This is a genomic window from Streptomyces sp. A012304 (assembly GCF_026008495.1).
In the GTDB taxonomy this organism is placed as follows: Bacteria; Actinomycetota; Actinomycetes; order Streptomycetales; family Streptomycetaceae; genus Streptomyces.
Genome location: NZ_BQUN01000034.1, coordinates 140,537 through 158,178, shown reverse-complemented (window position 1 = coordinate 158,178; position 17,642 = coordinate 140,537). Strand labels below are relative to the sequence as shown.

14 protein-coding genes are annotated in these 17,642 nt (G+C 73.5%); 3 read left to right on the top strand and 11 right to left on the bottom strand.

What is annotated here, in order from left to right; all coding sequences use genetic code 11:
- Window positions 1-256: 256 nt before the first annotated feature.
- Both ALMP_RS07755 and ALMP_RS07750 read right to left on the bottom strand, forming a co-directional pair.
- Entirely contained in the window at window positions 257-1,087 is an 831-nt protein-coding gene (locus ALMP_RS07755; RefSeq protein WP_264925494.1) for an SAM-dependent methyltransferase, read from the bottom strand.
- 91 nt (window positions 1,088-1,178) lie between these two features.
- Window positions 1,179-2,237: a hypothetical protein gene (locus tag ALMP_RS07750; protein WP_375803457.1), complete on the bottom strand. Its 1,059-nt coding sequence runs from the start codon at window positions 2,235-2,237 to the stop codon at window positions 1,179-1,181.
- Window positions 2,238-2,475: 238 nt separating this feature from the next.
- On the opposite strand from ALMP_RS07750, the gene ALMP_RS07745 reads away from it, so the two are divergent.
- A complete protein-coding gene (locus ALMP_RS07745) occupies window positions 2,476-2,856 on the top strand; it encodes a PPOX class F420-dependent oxidoreductase (protein WP_264925491.1) in 381 nt (126 codons plus the stop codon).
- A gap of 51 nt (window positions 2,857-2,907) precedes the next feature.
- On the opposite strand, the gene ALMP_RS07740 is transcribed toward ALMP_RS07745, so the two are convergent.
- Entirely contained in the window at window positions 2,908-5,685 is a 2,778-nt protein-coding gene (locus ALMP_RS07740; protein ID WP_264925489.1) for a S9 family peptidase, read from the bottom strand.
- 176 nt (window positions 5,686-5,861) lie between these two features.
- On the opposite strand from ALMP_RS07740, the gene ALMP_RS07735 reads away from it, so the two are divergent.
- Window positions 5,862-7,193, top strand: coding sequence for a Gfo/Idh/MocA family protein (locus ALMP_RS07735; RefSeq protein WP_264925488.1), 1,332 nt, complete (start codon window positions 5,862-5,864; stop codon window positions 7,191-7,193).
- Window positions 7,194-7,202: 9 nt separating this feature from the next.
- Here ALMP_RS07735 and ALMP_RS07730 read toward each other — a convergent pair whose 3' ends face one another.
- From ALMP_RS07730 to ALMP_RS07715, 4 genes are all read right to left on the bottom strand, one after another.
- Entirely contained in the window at window positions 7,203-7,616 is a 414-nt protein-coding gene (locus tag ALMP_RS07730) for a Zn-ribbon domain-containing OB-fold protein (protein ID WP_264925487.1), read from the bottom strand.
- Window positions 7,617-7,765: 149 nt separating this feature from the next.
- Window positions 7,766-8,434, bottom strand: coding sequence for a TetR/AcrR family transcriptional regulator (locus tag ALMP_RS07725; protein WP_264925566.1), 669 nt, complete (start codon window positions 8,432-8,434; stop codon window positions 7,766-7,768).
- 125 nt (window positions 8,435-8,559) lie between these two features.
- On the bottom strand, window positions 8,560-9,408 hold the full coding sequence (locus ALMP_RS07720) for a bifunctional methylenetetrahydrofolate dehydrogenase/methenyltetrahydrofolate cyclohydrolase (RefSeq protein WP_264925486.1): 849 nt from the start codon (window positions 9,406-9,408) through the stop codon (window positions 8,560-8,562).
- 72 nt (window positions 9,409-9,480) lie between these two features.
- On the bottom strand, window positions 9,481-10,053 hold the full coding sequence (locus tag ALMP_RS07715; RefSeq protein ID WP_264925485.1) for a MarR family winged helix-turn-helix transcriptional regulator: 573 nt from the start codon (window positions 10,051-10,053) through the stop codon (window positions 9,481-9,483).
- A 199-nt stretch (window positions 10,054-10,252) separates the two neighbouring features.
- Here ALMP_RS07715 and ALMP_RS07710 point away from each other — a divergent pair, with 199 nt between their 5' ends.
- Window positions 10,253-11,071 (top strand): peptidoglycan-binding protein, encoded by an 819-nt coding sequence (locus tag ALMP_RS07710; RefSeq protein ID WP_264925484.1) that lies wholly within the window; start codon window positions 10,253-10,255, stop codon window positions 11,069-11,071.
- Between the two features lie 13 nt (window positions 11,072-11,084).
- Here the strand turns inward: ALMP_RS07710 and ALMP_RS07705 are convergent, their stop codons facing one another.
- The 4 genes from ALMP_RS07705 to ALMP_RS07690 all read right to left on the bottom strand — a co-directional run bounded on the left by ALMP_RS07705 (window position 11,085) and on the right by ALMP_RS07690 (window position 17,595).
- Entirely contained in the window at window positions 11,085-13,424 is a 2,340-nt protein-coding gene (locus ALMP_RS07705; RefSeq protein ID WP_264925565.1) for a SpoIIE family protein phosphatase, read from the bottom strand.
- A gap of 149 nt (window positions 13,425-13,573) precedes the next feature.
- Window positions 13,574-13,954 carry a hypothetical protein gene (locus tag ALMP_RS07700; protein WP_264925483.1) on the bottom strand — a complete coding sequence of 127 codons (381 nt, stop codon included), beginning with the start codon at window positions 13,952-13,954 and terminating at the stop codon, window positions 13,574-13,576.
- A 304-nt stretch (window positions 13,955-14,258) separates the two neighbouring features.
- Window positions 14,259-15,182: a MurR/RpiR family transcriptional regulator gene (locus ALMP_RS07695; RefSeq protein ID WP_264925482.1), complete on the bottom strand. Its 924-nt coding sequence runs from the start codon at window positions 15,180-15,182 to the stop codon at window positions 14,259-14,261.
- 496 nt (window positions 15,183-15,678) lie between these two features.
- Window positions 15,679-17,595, bottom strand: a complete 1,917-nt coding sequence (locus tag ALMP_RS07690) for a phosphatase PAP2 family protein (protein ID WP_264925481.1) — start codon at window positions 17,593-17,595, stop codon at window positions 15,679-15,681.
- Between the last annotated feature and the right edge of the window lie 47 nt (window positions 17,596-17,642).

Here is a 17,642-nt window from a genome sequence, read left to right as displayed (position 1 = left end):
GCGCCCCCCCGCCACCGCCGACGTGGCGGGCGTCTCGCTCGCCACGGCCGCCTGAGCGACCATGGCCCCTCCCAGGAGGAGTCCGCCGACCGCCGCCAGCCGTGTCGCTCGCCGGACGGTCCGTCGTCGTACGTGCCTCATGCATGGCTCCCGAAACCCCGAACGCGCGGTCCAACACCGCGGGGCACTCCGGTCGTTGAGCGCCCTCACTCCATACGTGCCGGGACCCGTTCGCGTTCAGCCGGGAGTGATCGTTTCAGCGTTTGCGGGCGACCCCGCCGAACATGGCGACCTCCTCCGGCTCCGCCCCGCCGGTCTGCTCGGGGCGCCAGCGCGAGCACGACACCACGCCCGGCTCCAGCAGCTCCAGGCCGTCGAAGAATCGGGTGACCGCCTCGGGCGTGCGCTGGGTGAGCTTCGGCGTGCCGTGCTCGTTCCAGAACTTCACCGCCTCGTCCACGTCCGGCATCGCCGGGGAGGTGATGGTGTGCGACAGCACCAGGTGGCTGCCCGACGGCAGCTCGTCGACCAGCCGCCGCACCAGCGCGTACGGGTCCTCGTCGTCGCCGATGAAGATGACCACGCCGAGCAGCATCAGCGCGACCGGCTTGCTGAAGTCCAGTGTCTTCGCGGCGTGTTCGAGGATCGCGTCGACGTTGCGCAGGTCCTCGTCGAGGTAGTCGGTGTGACCCTCGGGCGTGCTGGTGAGCAGGGCCCGGGCGTGCGCCAGGACCAGCGGGTCGTTGTCGACGTAGACGATCCTCGCGTCCGGCGCCTCGCGCTGGGCGACCTCGTGGGTGTTGTCCGCGGTGGGCAGACCGGTGCCGATGTCGAGGAACTGGCGTATCCCGGCGTCGGCCACCAGGTGGCGCACGGCGCGGCCCAGGAAGAGCCGGTCGGCGCGGGCGTACTCCCCTATGCCGGGGTGCAGTTGGCGGATCTGGTCGCCGGCCGCGCGGTCGACCTCGTAGTTGTCCTTGCCGCCCAGCCAGTAGTTCCAGATGCGGGCGGTGTGCGGCTGGGCGGTGTTGATGCGGTCGCGCAGCGACTGCGCCGCCACGTCCACGGCCGGCGGGTTCTCGGTCACGGATCAGCCCCCTGTGCTGCCTGATGAGTGATGCCTCGGACGGGAAGGGCCGAGGCTGCCGAACGCTCTCGGCGAGCGTCCGATGAGCAATCTAGACCGCCGAGTTGACCGCCGTGCGGGGTCCCCCGCTTTCGTCCGCCGGTCCGAGCCGGGCCCAGCTGCGCTCGTCGCCCCAGACGGCCCGCTCGCCGGTGTAGGGGCGCAGCAGCGCGGTCAGTGCCGGGTCGCCGCGGCCGTTCAGCTCGTCGGAGGCGATCTTGCGGGCGATCCCGGCGAGGAAGTCGGCGAGCTGCACCCGGGCGTCGAACCGCGCCTGGACGAGCCGGAGCCCCGCGAGAGCGATGCCCCGCCGGCGGGCCGTCGCCTCGATCCAGGCGATGCGGTCGGGGGTGAGCATGTTCTGCCGGTCGTGGGTGAGCAGGACCGGACGTCCGCCGGCGCTCCAGTGCGCGGCCGTGGACAACACCGACGGCAGCAGCGGATTGAGTACCGGGGTCAGTACGAAAGGCCCGTGCTGGACGTCCGCCCGGTAGGCGAGGGCACGCGGACGGGTCGGCGCGATCCGGTCCAGAATTCCCGCCGCGTCGGTGCCCGCATACGTCCGCCGCAATCGGTCGACCGTGCGGAAGAAATCCTCGACCGGCGCGTCGGACACATCGTGGGTCCGCACGCGCAGCAGTTGGTTGGCGGCCTCGAGGAATTCCCGCCAGTCCGTTTCCCGGAATGTTCCGCGGCCGTCGCGGAAAAGGAGGACGGCCGCCGCCGGATCGTCCAGCAGCAGGTCGACGGCCCGGTCCACCACGAAATACGCCTTCTCCACGAGATGCACATGAGCCCGGCCGTACAGCGGTCCGTCGGGCGAGAGCAGCCATTCCAGAACCGCCCGGTGTTTCTCCCGCAGCAGATGGTTCGCCTTGTACTCCTCGGCGGGTGAACGGATCCGTTCACGGATCTCGCGCAGATGCGCGGCGGCCGTTTCCACGGGTGTGCGCACACTGGCGTGCGCGAACACATCCGTGTTCCCGCCGGTGAGGTTCTCCCCGTCCGACCCCGACTCGTCGCAGGCGACGTCCGGAATCGCCGCCGTGTCCGCCACGGGTTTTCCGTTCACGTGATCCCAGGTCACCACAGCCCCCTGTCTCGTGCCCATCACCAGCATCCCGCACGGAACGCCCGGCGAACCGGATCCCCGGCCCGCAGCGCGGCCCGGCGACCGGTCGCGGAGATCCTCGGGAGGTGGGTGCGGCGCCGGGCCGAGGACCAGGACCCCACGGTGCCGTCCCTCGGGCTCTGCGCAGGGGAGGCGATCGCCGCATGAACACGCACGGCCCGGGTACGCACCGCGGCTGCCGAGGTGGTGACGGACACCGCTGCCTAGACTTCGGAGCATGGACGACACGGCGCTGGACGGGCTGGCCGCGGGCAAGTACCTGCTGATCACCAGCTACCGCAAGGACGGAACCCCGGTCGCCACCCCCGTGTGGGTGGTGCGCGACGGGGACGCGCTCGGGGTGTGGACGATCTCCGACTCCTGGAAGGTCAAGCGGATCCGCGCCCGGGCCGACGTCCTCGTCGGCCCCTGCGACCTGCGCGGCAGGCCGACGGGCAAGCAGATTCCGGCCACCGCCGAGATCTGCGACGCGGCCACCACCGCCCGCTACCGCACGCTGATCGCCCGCAAGTACGGCATCGTCGGCCGTCTCTCCCTCCTCGGCAGCAGGCTGCGCCGGGGCCTGGGCGGGACGGTCGGCCTGCGCATCACCCTGTGACACACGACGGGGCACGGACCGAGCGGCCCGTGCCCCGTCCTCACCGCCGGGTCAGGAAGCGTCCAGCACCGTGCCCGTCATGACCGGCGTACCGGGCTGCGGCTCACCCTCGAAGCCGGCCAGCCGAAGCCGCACCGACTCGGCCGGCTCGGCCACCCGGTCGGTCACCGTCGGCACGGTCAGCTCGAAGCCGGTACCGCCGGCCGGGATGTCCACCGACAGCCAGGAATCGAGCGAGGACAGCGCCCGCTCCGGGTCGGGGGCCTCTCCGGTGAACTCCTCCAGCCAGCGCGGGTCGACGTCCTTGGTGGACAGCTCCGCGCCCTCGGTGACGGCCTGGATCTCCACGGGGAACCACAGCGCCACACCGGCCGCCTCGGACAGCGACAGCCGCCAGGTCAGCGGCTGCCCCTCGGTCACCCGGTCCGCGACCGGCGTCACCGTGATCGTCGGCATGGGATCGTCGTTCTCGGCGGTCACCCCGCCCCGGTGCGCACCGACGACCGCGCCCCGCACCGCCTTCACGGCGATGTCGTGGCTCATGTCGTAGGCGAAGGTGGTGTCGCCCTTCACCTTGACCGGCACGTCGATGGCGTTGCTGCCGGGCCGTACCGTGACCAGCTTGTCCGTGCTCAGCCCGGTGTCCTGGTCGAGGACGTACACGCGGACCTGGCCGCTGCCCTTGCCGGAGATCTTGACCGGGACCCGGTAGGTGCGGGTGCCGGAGTCGCCCTCCTTCACCGTCAGACGGCCGACGTCGACCCGCGGCAGGGCTGCCGCCGTCACCGCCGGGGTACCGGGTGCCCAGCCCCAGGCGTCCATCAGCCAGGCCTGTCCGGACTGCGAACGCGGGGTCAGCTCCAGGTACTTGATGTGCTTCAGGTCGAGCTTCGCGCGGGTCGCGGCGGTCAGCGGGACGCGGACCTCACGCGCCCAGTGGGAGGCCGTGCGCTCGCTGCCCGGCAGCCCGTCCACCTGGACCCGGCCGAGCGTGGCCCGGCGACCGGAGGAGTCGGCGACCGACACGTCGAGCTTCGTGCCGGTCGTGTTCGGCGGCACGAACACCCGCAGGCTCAGTTCCTTGGAACCGGACAGCGACAGCGGGGCGGCGGGGGTGACGCGCGCCGCCTTGCCCGGCGCCGACCACTTCAGCGCCACCGCGCGGCGGCCGGTCTCCCGCGCGATCTCCCACGAGGCGAAGTGCGGGGAGGATCCGCCGGCCTCGCGGTCCAGGCAGGCCTTGGCGGGGTCCGGGTCGATCGCCGCGCACAGCGTGGCGCCGCTCACCTTCACCGAGCCGTCCGGCAGGATGCCGGCCCCCCGTCGCGCGCCGACCGCGTGGGTCAGGACCCGGGCCGGGCCCGCGGAGGGGGCTCGCCTGCCCGTGCCGTCGAGCAGCGGACGCACCTTGTCGTCCCCGCCGACGAACAGCCGGGCCGCGGCGGCGATGTAGGTGGCGCCGGCCTGGTGCTGCTGGTCGGCGGTCAGCCGGGTGCGGGTGCCCACCGAGCACACCGGGTCCCGCTGCTCCTCGTCCTCCCAGAAGTCGTCCCAGGAGGGCGCCTCGGACGTGCCCGGAGTCCACTCGCTGTTGAAGAAGTTGTGGTTGGCGCCGACCATGTAGACGGCGCTGTGCAGGGCGCCGCCCTTGCTGATCCCGCGCGTCCCGTCGACGTACACCTCGCCCTGGAGGTCGGAGACGTCGCCGTCGCAGCCCGGCAGGATCGTCGCCGAGGGCACATCGGCGACCGGATTCTGGCCGAAGATCGTCGGTCCGATGAGGACGGTCCCGCGGATCTTCCAGCGCACCGGGCCGCGGTAGCCGTCCTGGGCCGCGGGCGCCGGGTAGAGGCTGTCCATGGCGGCCCGGTTGACGCCCTCGCCGCCGCGCGAGTGACCCACGAGCAGGACACGCCCGAGGTCCGCCTTCGGCGCCTTGCGGACGGCCGCCGGGGCGGAGGCCGGCTGGGAGGCCCAGCCGGCCCAGCGGGCGAGGTGCTGCCGGACCAGGGAGGAACGGGCCTGGGCCCCGCCGTCCTCGGCCGCGAAGTCCTGGCCGTTGATGCCGTTGGCCGAGATGGACACGGTGACATAGCCCTGGGAGGCCAGCAGCTTCTGGTCCCGCAGATAGCCCTTGTGGCTGGGGATGGGCTTGGTGCCGGTGGGGCAGGGCCACTCACCGGCCGCGTACTCGTCGTCGCCCGGCTTGTAGCAGGTCGAGTGGCGGCCGTGCAGGAACAGCGCGAGGGGCCGCTTGCCGGTGGCTCCGGCCGGGGACACCACGACGGCCTTCATCTCGACCGGGGCGGCGAACCCGGGCAGCTTCACCGGGTCGAGGTCGTACTCGCCGGTGACCGTGCGGTACGAGCCCGGCTTGCCGGGGTCGACCGGGTTCGCCGGCGGCTGGGCCGACGGCTGCCCCGCGGCCAGCGGAGCGCGCGTGGGCTTGCCGGATCCGGCGGCGGGCGCGTCCAGTCGGCGCCCGCCCGCCAGTACCTGAAGGTCCTTCAGGGAGGTGCCGCGGGCGTCGTCGAGCGCGAGCCGGAAGGTGCGGCCGTCCGCGGCCGGCTTCGGCACACCGAGCAGTCCGTCCGCCGCGTGGAACTCCACGCGCGCGTCGCCCATGGGCACGGGCCGGTCGGAGCGCCAGACCAGTTCGGGTGCGCCGTCCGGTCCGCTGACGCGCCATCCGGGCGGCAGCGCGTCACCGGCGGACGCCGTCGACGGGCGGGTCTCGGAAGGTTGTTGGGCTTGTGCCAGTCCCGGTGTTCCCGCCAGGGCCGCGAGCGCGGCCACGGCGGTGACACCTATTCGCCGGGCACGGATCAAGAGTCCACTCCTCACCACTGGGAGCGCGGGAGCCCCGTCGGTACCGGAAGCCCCTCGCGCCTCGGAGGAAGCGAAACTCACGCTGTGGGTTGCCTGTGGCCATGGATTCGGTCCGCCGAGGGTAAAGATCCGGACATGGGGACTGGCCGCCCCGGGGACCGGGAAAGGCCACCACCATGAGCCGAACTCCCCTACTGCGGGCGGCAGTCGTCGGCACCGGGCACCGTGCCCAGGCCTTCACCCGGGACCTCGCCGCCCGCCCCGGCCACCGCGTCGCCGCCCTCTGCGACCCCAGCCCGACCCGGATGGCCTTCCACAACCGGCTGTTGACCGCCGCGGGCGAGCCGCCCGCCACCGAGTGGGACCCGGAACGCTTCACCGACCTGCTCACCGAGGAGGGCATCGACGAGGTCGTCGTCACCACCGTCGACCGTGAGCACGACCGCTACATCGTCCCCGCCCTCCAGGCGGGCTGCCGGGTGGTCACCGAGAAGCCGATGACCGTCGACGCGCAGCGCTGCGCCCGGATCCTGGACACGGTCCGCGAGACGGGCAACTCCCTCACCGTCGCCTTCAACTACCGCTTCAACCCCGTCCACGAGAAGGTCCGCGCGCTGCTCGCCGACGGCGCGGTCGGGGAGGTGCTCTCCGTCCACTTCGAGTGGCTGCTCGACACCCGGCACGGCGCCGACTACTTCCGCCGCTGGCACCGCGAGAAGCGGAGCAGCGGCGGCCTGATGGTGCACAAGGCGAGCCACCACTTCGACCTGGTCAACTGGTGGCTCGACGACGAGCCCGAGGAGGTCTTCGGCTACGGCCGGCTCGCCTTCTACGGGCCGGAGGCGGGCGCCCGTCACGGTCTGCGCCGACCGTACGAGCGCGCCCACGGCGCCGACGCCGCCGCCGGCGACCCGTTCGCGCTGGACCTCGCGGCCGACGACACCCTGCGCGCCCTCTACCTGGACGCCGAGGGCGACGACGGCTACCACCGCGACCGCAACGTCTTCGGCGGGCCCGTCACCATCGAGGACGACATGGCCGTCCTGGTCCGTTACGCGCGCGGCGCGACGATGACGTACCACCTCACCGCGTACTCCCCGTGGGAGGGCTACCGGGTGATGGTCAACGGCAGCGCGGGCCGGCTGGAACTGGAGGTCGAGGAGAGCCGCTGGCAGTCGTCCCGGACCCGGATCACCTCCACCGGCGGCGCGCCGCACGGGGACACGGCGGCCGAGCACGCGGGCGGGGTGCGGCTGACGCTGCGCCCGTTGTGGCGGCCGCCGGCCGAGATCCCCGTCACCGTCGCGCACGAGGCGCACGGCGGGGGAGACACCCGGATGCTCGACGCGCTGTTCGGGACGGCGGGGGCGGCCGGCCGGCCCCTCGCCGGCGAACGCGACGGCGCGCTGGCGCTCGCCGTCGGACTCGCCGCCAACCGGTGCTTCGAGACCGGTGCGCCGGCGCGGATCAGGGACCTGCTGCCCGGACTGGGGGAGCGGACCGGCTGAGCGCGCCGATCAGTGCCAGGCCCGGTAGGGCTCGTCGACGAGCTGGAAGACCGGCTCGCCCCGCACCGGGTCCTTGGCCGTGGACAGCCGGACGCGGTCGCCGCTGTGGATGCCGATGGCCGGGCCCATGACCCGGCCGCGTACGACGAACCCCTCGGCCATCTCGATCAGCGACACATTGCGCGCGGAGGGCGTGTTGCGGTGCACCACCGTGGAGTGGCGGACCGTCCCGAGGCCCGTGCTGCGCTCGGTGCGCAGGTCGCTGCCCTGGCACACCGGACACAGCAGCCGGTGGTACATGGCGGTGCCGCACCAGGTGCAGCGCTGGAAGTGGATCGCCTCGGCGTCCGTGCCCCGGCGGTCGATGACGCCCGCCGGGGAGCCGGCCGCCTGCTGCACGGCGGGTCCTGAGTGGTGGTACACGCTGGTCAACTCCCTGCGCTCGGCCGGAATCGAGCGTGCGCCGTCAGCCGGGCACGCGGGTGCGCGGTTCACCGTGCCACCGTGCACGCCGACAGAGTATGGCACTGAGTGCCAGCCGTAAAGGCACTGCGTACCCTTGAATCGCGGAGTCAGTCGCGGGCGAGGGTCGTCTCGATCTCCTGCACCACCCGCCACAGGGGCGCGCCGCGCCGGGAGACCACCACGACCACGTCCTCGGGTGCGCCGTCCCGCCCGTCGGCGGGCGGCGCGCCGAACGCCGACCGCACGTACCCCAGGGCGTGGTCCACCGTGGCGGTGGCGTCGTCCTGTCCGTCCGAGCGCAGCCAGGAGCGCAGCGCGTTGTTGTGGGCCGCGACCACGGCGGCGGCGATCACGTCCGCCCGGAGGATCCCGTCGGGCCGCCCGGCGAAGCGCCCGCGCAGGTACTCGGCCAGGGCGCGCTCGTAGCGCCATACGACGCCCAACTCGTACGCGCGCAGCCCGGGCACCTTCTTGGTGAGGCGGTAGCGCTGCACGGAGAAGGCCGGGTTCTCGGCGTACATCCCCAGCACCAGCCGGGCGGCGTCGCACACCCGGCCGACCGGCTCGTGCTCCGGTCCGCTCCGGGCGAGGAAGGCGGTCATGTCGGCCAGGCACCGCTCGTGGTCGGGGAAGACCACGTCCTCCTTGGAGGGGAAGTACCGGAAGAACGACCGCCGCCCCACGCCGGCCAGTTCCACGATGTCGTCGACGGTCGTCTGCTCGTACCCGCGCTCCAGGAACAGCTGGAAGGCCGCCGCGACCAGGGCGTCCCGCATGGGCGGTCTCACGGCCCCCGGCTTGCTGCTGCTCATGCCGGGGAACGTAGCACGGGATGGCACTCAGTTCCCTCGGGACGGGGAACTGAGTGCCCTCGGTCGGGTGAGGGTGACCTCGACGGAGGTCAGAGCCGCTCGGCGGCCTCGACGACGTTGGTCAGCAGCATCGCCCGGGTCATCGGGCCCACCCCGCCCACCGGCGGCGCGAACGACCCGGCGACATCGCTCACGTCCGGGTGGACGTCACCGAGGATGCCCTCCACGGTGCGGGTCAGGCCGACGGACAGCACGGTCGCGCCCGGCTTGATCCAGTCCGGCGTCACCAGGTGCGCGACACCGGCCGCCGCCACCACCACGTCCGCCTCACGGGCGTGCGCGGCGACGTCCTGGGTGGCCTCGTGGCACAGCGTCACCGTGGCGTGCTCGGTGGCTCGGGTCAGCATCAGGCCCAGCGGCCGGCCCACGGTGACGCCGCAGCCGATGACGCAGAACTGCTGGCCGGTGATCGCCACGTGGTGGCGGCGCAGCAGGTCGATGATGCCGCGCGGCGTGCAGGGCAGCGGCCCCGGGATGCCCAGCACCAGACGGCCCAGGTTGGTCGGGTGCAGACCGTCGGCGTCCTTGACCGGGTCGATCAGCTCCAGCACGGCATGCGTGTCGATGTGGGCGGGCAGCGGCAGTTGCACGATGAACCCCGTGCACGCCGGGTCGGCGTTCAGCCGCAGCACCGCCGCCTCCACGTCGGCCTGGGAGGCGTCGGCGGGCAGCTCCACCCGGATCGAGGCGATGCCGACCTGGGCGCAGTCACGGTGCTTGCCGCCCACGTACGAACGGCTTCCCGGGTCGTCCCCGACCAGGATCGTGCCGAGCCCCGGGGTGATGCCGCGCTCCTTCAACGCCTGGACCCGGAGGGCGAGTTCGTTCTTGATGTCGGCCGCTGCGGCCTTGCCGTCGAGGAGTGTCGCGGTGGTCACGGGAGTGCACGAGCCCTTCGGGAGAAGAAAGACGGTCCTGTCATCGTACGACCAGGGCCCGAGCGTCCGATCTCAGGCCCGGGGGCGGCGCCCGCTGCGCCGGGGCGCGGGTGCCGCCCCGCCGAGCAGGGTGCGGCGGCGCTCCTCGCCGTGCTCCTCGACCTGGAGCACGACCTGGCGCAGCGAGTCCGCGAGGGTGCGGCACTCCGCGTCCGACAGCCGGCCGGTGACGAAGGCCTCCTCCTCGTTGAACTCGGGGAACAGCCGCACCATCAGGTCCTCGCCCTTGTCGGTGAGGCTCAGCAGCACCAGCCGCCCGTCGGCCGGATGACCGGCCCGCCGCAGCAGCCCCCGTGACTCCAGGGTGCGCGCCACTCCGGTGAGCGTGCCCTTGGAGATGCCGGCCTCCTCCGCCACGTGCCGTGTCTCCGACTCGCCCCACACCCAGACGACCCACAGCACGACGAACGCCGTCCAGGTCAGGTCCGAGCCGCGCAGGACGGAGTTCTCCACGTGCTGGCGCACCGCCGACGCGGCGCGGTGGATGTTCGCCACGGCCGCCATCTGCTCCCGGCGGATCGGAGTCCCGCCGAGCTTCGCCGAGGCGAGCCTCTCGGCTTCGGTGATGGAACGCTGGCCGGGCACGGGCGGCTCCTTCGTCTGGCTTCCCCGGGAGCCGTCGTCCGGGCCCCCACGGTCGTTCGGCCTCAAATTGTACGAAGCGCCGACACCTGGGCGGCGCCCGGACGACCTCCGGGACGTCTTCCACCTCCTCGCCGGCTGAACCCCGCCGCCCCCGCGCGCGTATCTCTTCGCGGGGACCACGGGACGGAGGGAGACACGCGTGCCGACACCGGCCGAACCAGGGCAGCCGCACGACCGACCGGTACTGGAGCCCATCCGGGTCCTCAGGCCGCGCAACACCGACGCCCTCGCGGAGCTGTTCCGCGAGATGACCGAGGACACCGGACCGTACGACGCCGTCCGGCTGCCGGACCGACGGACCGACGGCGAGACGCGCACCGGCGGCGGGCCGAGGGCCGGCGGTGGGCCGAGGGCCGGCGGTGAGGCGCGCACCGGCGGTGGTGCGAGGACCGGCGCTGGTGCGAGGGCCGGCGGTGAGGCGAGGACCGAGCGGCTGCCGCCGGCGGCGAGACGCGAACCGGCCCGGGAGACCGGGGCGCGGACCCGGCGTCCGGCGCCCACGGCGGGACGCCGGCCGCCCCGGGAGACCGGCGGAGGACCGCACCGCGTCGCCGTCGCCTCGGTCGCCGTCCTCACGGCGGCGCTCGTCGGCTTCGCCTGCGCCCTGCTGCTGCCCGGCCGCGGCCAGCAGACGGCCGCCGGGACACCCCCGGCCACACCCGCCCCGGCCACCTCCGCGCCGGCCGCCGCCGCCCCCGCGACCACCCCACCCGCCGCCACCGATCCCGACGGCGCCGGCACCCTGCGCGAGGGGGACACCGGCCCCGAGGTCACCGACCTCCAGCAGCGCCTGCGACGCGTCCCGAACGTCTACGACAACGGCCCCACCGACGGCCGCTACGACCCCGTCCTCACCGAGGCCGTGGCCCGCTTCCAGCTCTGGTACGGCATCCGCGGCGACGAGAGCGGCGTCTACGGCGACGACACCCGCCGCGACCTGGAGTCCCGCACCGGCTGACCCCGACGCGCCCCTACCGGTGCTCCGGCTCCTCGTCGTCGCCCGGAACCCGGATGTCGAGCACGCACACGTCGTCCCGCCGTTCGGGTTCCAGCAGCGCGCCGAGCAACTGGTCCAGCGGCGCCGGGCCGGAGGGGCCGCGCTGGGCGGCGGCGCGGGCGAGCCGTTCCAGGCCCCGGTCGATGCTCTCCGAGGGCCGCTCCACCAGGCCGTCGGTGTACAGCACCAGCCGGTCGCCGGGTTCCAGGCGGCACTCCGCCTCCGCATAGGACGGGGTGTCGCTCGCGCCGAGCAGCATCCCGAGGGGCCGCGTGAGATAGCGGGCCTCGCCGTCGCGCAGCAGAAGCGGCGGGGGATGGCCGGCCTGCGCCCACTTCAGCCGCCGTTCGCCGGGGGAGTAGCGGGCGAGGATCATGGTGGCGGTGCCGTGCGGGTCGCGCGAGTGCAGCAGCAGGGCGTTGAGCCGGGTGAGCGCGCCGGTCAGCGACGAGCCGGTGATGATCATGCCCTTGGCGGTGAAGCGCAGCAGGGCCATCGCGGCGACGGCGTCCATGCCGTGCCCGGCCACGTCGCCCACCACGAACAGGGCGTCGCCCTCGGGGAGTTGGATGGCGCTGAACCAGTCGCCGCCGACGTTCAGCCCCGACTGGGCGGGCAGATAGGCGATGTCGACGCGCAGCCCGGCCAGCCGGACCGGCTGCTTCGGCAGGGGCAGCAGCGCCTCCTGGAGCCGGTTGGCCACCGTGCGCTCGGCCTGGAGCACGCCGTGCTGGGTGAGGATGGCACGCTCGGTGGCGACGAGGGCGAGTTCGGCACTGCGCTGCGCGGTGAGGTCCTGGACGAAGCCGTGCACCTCGACGGGCGTGCCGTGGGCGTCCGGCACCGCCTCGGCGACCGCCCGCAGATGCCGTACCCCCTGGCGGGTGACGATCCGGAAGGGCACGTCGCACGGCAGGCCGTGGCGGACCAGCGCGCCCATGGCCCGGGCCAGCGTCGGCATGTCCTCCGGCAGAGCCAGGCCCGGCAGCCGGGCGAGGGAGACGGCGCCCTGCGCGGGGTCGCGGTCGAGGATGGTGAAGACCTGGGAGGACCAGTTCACCTCGCCCGTGACCAGGTTCCAGTTGGCCCAGCCGAGGTTGCCCAGCCGCTGCACGTCCGCCAGCCGCTGCTCCTGCCGGTCGGAGGGGTCGTGCCGGACCCAGCTGACGACCAGTCCGTCGCCCAGCCGCGCCACCCGCGCCGAGTAGGTGGACAGCTCGCTCACCCCGGCCACGACCTGCTGACGGGCGAACGGCTCGCTCTCGTACGGATGTCCCTCGGCCAGCGCGGCCAGGCAGCCCTGCCACAGGGGGTCCCCGGCCGCGGCCGGCCAGCACTCCAGGAAGCGCAGGCCGATCAGTTCGCGGCCGCTGCGGCCGACCGCGTCGGAGGTGCCGGCGGTCGCGGCGTCGATACGGAAGTCCTCGACGTGGCCCGCCGCTCCGCGTATCGGGGTGAGCAGGACGGCGGCGACGGGAAGCCGGTCGAAGACGGTCTGCACGGCGTCGGCGGCCTCGCCGACGGCGGGGTCGTCCTGCCGGGGGCCGAAGGTGCGCAGCGGACCCGCGCACAACCGGGCGACGGCCAGCAGCAGTTCACGCTCCCGGGCGGAGAAGCGGCCCGCCCGGTGGCGGAATATGCCGATGGCGACGTCGGTCGACTGCCCGGTGGCCACCGGCAGCCAGGCACAACTCGGCCACCGCTCGGGCGGATCCCCGATCAGCAGGTACCGCTTGCGGTCCCGGGCCGGGTCCTCCAGCCAGCGCGGTTGTCCGGCGTCGAGGGTGTCCAGCGCGGCGATCCCGGTGAGCGGGGGGACCCGGTGCCACTGGCCGGCGAGGGTGTCGTCGATGCCGGCGTGCCCGACGAGTTCGAGTCCGCCGGTGGGGAGCCGTACGAAGATCATGACCGCGTCGGCGCCGACGTCCGGCGCGAGACGCTCCAGCAGGCACCGGGCGAGGTCCTGCGGGCCGCCGACGCGGAGCAGGGCCTGGGCGAGGCGGCCGAGGGCCTCGGCGTCGGCCGGGGGTGTGGACGGCGCGCGGTCCGGGGCGGTGTCGGCGGGCACCGACCGGGAGCCCGTACCGCCCGGCGCGGCCAGGGCGCCGAGGGTGAGCCAGCACTGCTCCAGCACCGTCCGCCGCCCGGCCTTCGCCCGGCGTTGCAGCTCCTCCTGAGCGGCCTCCGGGGAGCACCCGGTCTGCGCCATCACGGCGCCTTTGGCCCGCTCCAGCACGGCCGAGGCGGCCGCCAGGTCCTGCAACCGGTCCAGCTCGGCGCGCTGGCGCGCCACGACCCTGGTCAGGGCGGCCATGTCGGGCGCGGCACCGGACTCGGCGGGCCGGGCTGGTTCGCTCGTCACGGCACGAGCATGGCACACCCGGCGGCTTTCGATCGTGGTCTTGTGGCAACCCTCTTGCCAGCGACGATGCCCATGGCGGGCGGCGGAGCGGAACGTACCGCTCAGCGTCCCGCGCCGCGGTCGACGAGTGCGTCGGTGACGGCGCGGACGCTGCGGGCGATGTGCTGGAGCTGCAGGACCTCGGCGGCGTACAGCTTGATCGTGTGCTCGATGACGGATTCGGGCATCCCGAGACGTGGCAGGTCGGCGCGCGCGGTCTGCAGGGCGGTGCGGGCCACCCGTATCTCGTGCTGGACCTGGATCTGCGCATGGCGGGCGAGCAGCACCGGGTGGCGCAGTAGCGCCGGGTAGCTGGCGTAGCGCGCGGGCACCAGCTCACGCAGCCACTTGGCCGCGGAGCGCTCCCAGTCGTAGGTGCCGGGGGTCTTGACCTGGCACGGCCAGTCCGGGCTGATGCGCGTCGTCGTCAGGGGCATGATCATCGCTTCCGGGTATGTGGCGTCGTGACGGGTGGTCCGACGTTGTGGGGCGGCCCCGGTCTAGGGGATGACCGGGGCCGCCACGGGCGCTCGCTCCGGCGAGGCCCCGAGCACCGTGGGCGCCGACGCGGGTAGGGGACGGCGGTTTCCGGTGCTCGTTCTGGTGCCCTTGGCGGGCGGGTGCGGCCGTGAGCAGTATTTATATATGCCGTCGCCTTTGCAAGGCGTATGAAAACATTCATGCGCGATTTGCCCGGAATGATCCGCTTGCGTATTTCTGTACCGGGGGGGGCTCTGGGGGAAGGGTTCAGTCCCGGAGGAAGAACTGATGCTGCTCGGCGATCTGCTCGTACTCCTCCAGCCGCGCCTGGGTGCGTTCGGGACCCGCGTCCGTCATGGCCTGGAGCAGCGCGGCGGCCATCATCCCCGGGGCGGCGTAGGAGTCGAAGACCAGGCGGGAGCCGGTCCCGGTGGCGAAGGTGACGTCGGCCTCGTCGGCCACCGGCCCCAACGCCAGGTCGGTGACCAGCGCGACCTGGAGGCCCGCGCTGCGCGCGACACGCACCGCGGTGAGCGTCTCCTGCGCGTGCCGTGGCATGGAGAACGCCAGCACCCAGGTGCCCCCCGCCTCCCGGGACTGCAACAGCGCGTCGTAGGCGACGCTGCCGCCCCGGGTCACCAGCCGCACGTCCGGATGGATGCGGCGGGCGGCGTAGGCGAAGTACTCGGCGAGCGAGGCCGAGATGCGCAGGCCCAGGATGGTCAGCGGCGTCGACGCCGACAGCTGCCGGCCCACGTCGATGACCTGGTCCGGGTCGGCGAAGTCGCGCCGCAGGTTCTCCAGGTTCTCGATCTCCGCGTCGACCGCCGCCTGGAGCTCGTTGCTCCGGTTCACCTCGGCCGCGGCGGGACCGCCGGCCAGGGCGCCCAGCGCGATCGACTGGAGTTTCTCCCGCAGCGCCGGGTAACCGCTGAAACCCACCGCGGCCGCGAACCGGGTCACCGAGGGCTGGCTGACGCCGACGCGGTCGGCGAGATCGGTGATCGACAGGAACGCCGCCTCGGTGATGTTCTCGATCAGGTACTGGGCGATGCGCCGCTGGCCCGGGGACAGATGGGGTCCGTCGAACAGGGCCCTGAGCCGGGAGGTGGGGGACACCTCCGCCTCCGGAGCGGTTTTGCCCGAGGTGATCGTGGTCGCCTGTGCGCGTGCCTGCTGAGGCGATGGCACCGGTCCTCCTCCTTTGTCTCCCACGGGGCTCAACATAGCCCACGGCCTGCTCCGGCCCCCCGGAGCACGAGCACCGGGCACGGACGCGACACGCGAGCACCTACGAAGTGGGATACGACCAGCCGCGCAGGGCTGGCGGGCGGGGGGTGCGCCTCAGGGGCGCGGGGAACTGCGCGACCAGCCACGACGGGCCCGCGGGCGGCGATGGCGGGTGCCCCGCAGGGCCCCGGCCGGGGTTTCGGGCGGTGCAGCGGGGCGCCGCCGTGTGGGCTGGTGCGCTTTAGACGGCGTCTTAGGGGCGCGAGGAACTGCGCGACCAGCCACGACGAGCCCGAGGGCGGCGGTGGCGGGTGCCCCGCAGGGCCCCGGCCGGGCCCGGGTGGATCGACGGGACGGGGAAACCGAGCCCACCGTCATCCACCCAGCACCCGGGCAGAGCCCTGCGGCGTAGCCAGAGGCGGCCCCGAGACGGAGCCGACGCCCCCGAAACGGAGTGCTACCGCTTGACGATGCGTACCGACAGACCGTCCGCCGTGTACACCGGCACCGCCCGCAGCGTGTCGGAGGCCAGCTCCACGCGGTCGAACCGCCCGCGCAGCGCCTGCGCGCCGATCACCGGGACGACACCGCCCACGACCGGCGGCCGCTCGCCGTCCAGCCGCAGCGACAGCACGCTGCCCTGGGCGAGGACCACCCGCCCGGCCACCGACAGGACGGCGCCGTGGTTCTTGCGCAGCGTCAGGTCCAGCACCGTCCCGGACTCCTGGGCGTACAGCCCGCGCACCCGCACCGGACCGATCGCCCGCAGCGTGCCGCCCTGGACCCGGACCTCCCCGTGGCCCAGCGCCTTCGCCGAGCCGGCGACCAGCGTGCCCGCCTCGACCACGGTGCCGCCCTGGTAGTGGTTGGCGCCGGTCAGCGTGAGCGTGCCCGAGCCGCGCTTGGTCAGACCGCCCCGGCCGTCGATGTCGTTGCGCCAGGCGTCGGCCGCGTGGAAGCCGCCCGCGGCCGCGTCCAGGGTGACCGTGACGTCGGAGTCGAAGGCGCCGTAGCCGTCGGCCGCGGCGAACAGGTTGAGCCGGCCCCACTGCTCGAAGCCGTCCAGCAGCACGTACCCGGCGCGCAGCGCGGTCGTACGCAGCACCTCGCGGCGCTGGGCCGCGTCCAGGTACGGCAGCCGCGTCTCCAGCAGCACCTCCGCGCCCTTCGGCACGGTCAGGTCCCGGTCGCGGCCCTCCCGGGTGAGCACGTAGGTCAGCTTGGGCTCGACCAGACGGGCGTTGGCGCGCCGGTCGGCGTAGCGGTCACCGGCGTCCGAGTGGGCGTACGCGAACAGGGTGTCGGCGGTCGTGCCCGTCTTCTCGGTGAAGTAGGCGAGGGCCTGCGCGCGGGCGGCGGCCTTGAGCGCGGCGTTCGCCGGATCGGCCAGCGCGGCCGCGGCGAGGGCGGTGGCCATGACGCGCCCGCCGATGACGTCGACGGTGGAGTGCATGCCGGAGACGATCCTGGTGTGGCTCAGCTCGAAGGCGCGGGTCACCAGCTCCTGGAACCGTTCCGGCACCGCGTACGCGAAGGCCAGGGCGGCCAGGTGGATGGCGTTGGTGTGCCCGCTGGGGTAGCCGCCGTCATCGGCGGGGGAGGTGCCGCGCTGGCGCAGCAGCTGCGGGGCGACGATCACCTGGGAGTCGTAGACCGGGAAGCCGAACGCGTCGGTCTTCCCGGTGTCGACGACCTGGCTGTCCTCGTTCAAGCGCCACGGACGCGGGTACTGGTAGGCGAACTTGCCGGGGTTGCTGGAGGCGAAGGGGCCGCGCACGGTGTCGACCAGCTTGGCGACCTGCCCGAGGTCCGAGGTGTGCGAACCGGCGCCGACCGCGGAACCGGCCGGGGCGTCGGCGGGCACGGCGTCGCTGATCGTGGTCGGGGGCGTGGTGTCCGGGGCGCTGGTGATCGACGTGACCGCCTTGGCGCCCGCCTTGTACAGCTCCGCGAGCGGACCGAGGCCGCCGATCACCGAGTAGCTCTGGTGCTGGCGGTCGTAGACGAACGCCTCCTTGGCCTGCTCCGGTGTGCGGGTGGCGGTGACACGGGCGCAGTAGCGCATGTTGGCACGGAGCACCTCGGGCCGCAGCGCCGTCCCGGTGTTCCAGGCCGAGCCGGTCTTCCAGACCTCGGCCATGCCGCCGAGGATCCGCACCACGGCGTTGGTCTCGGGCGTGAAGTTCGTCAGGACGTTGGTCTTGTAGTCGTCGACGAACGCGGCGGGCGCCGTGGCGGCCTTGGCGTCGGCGGCGCCCAGCCAGGAGACGAGCGTGGGCGCGGCGACCAGGGCGGCCGAGCCGCCCAGCGAGGCCTTCAGGAAGCCTCGTCTGTTCACGGCCGAAGGTGCGCGGTGCCCGGCGGTTGACGGCATGGATGTGCCTCTCTGCAGTTCTTCGGCCGTGCGGCCGGGGGAAAGGA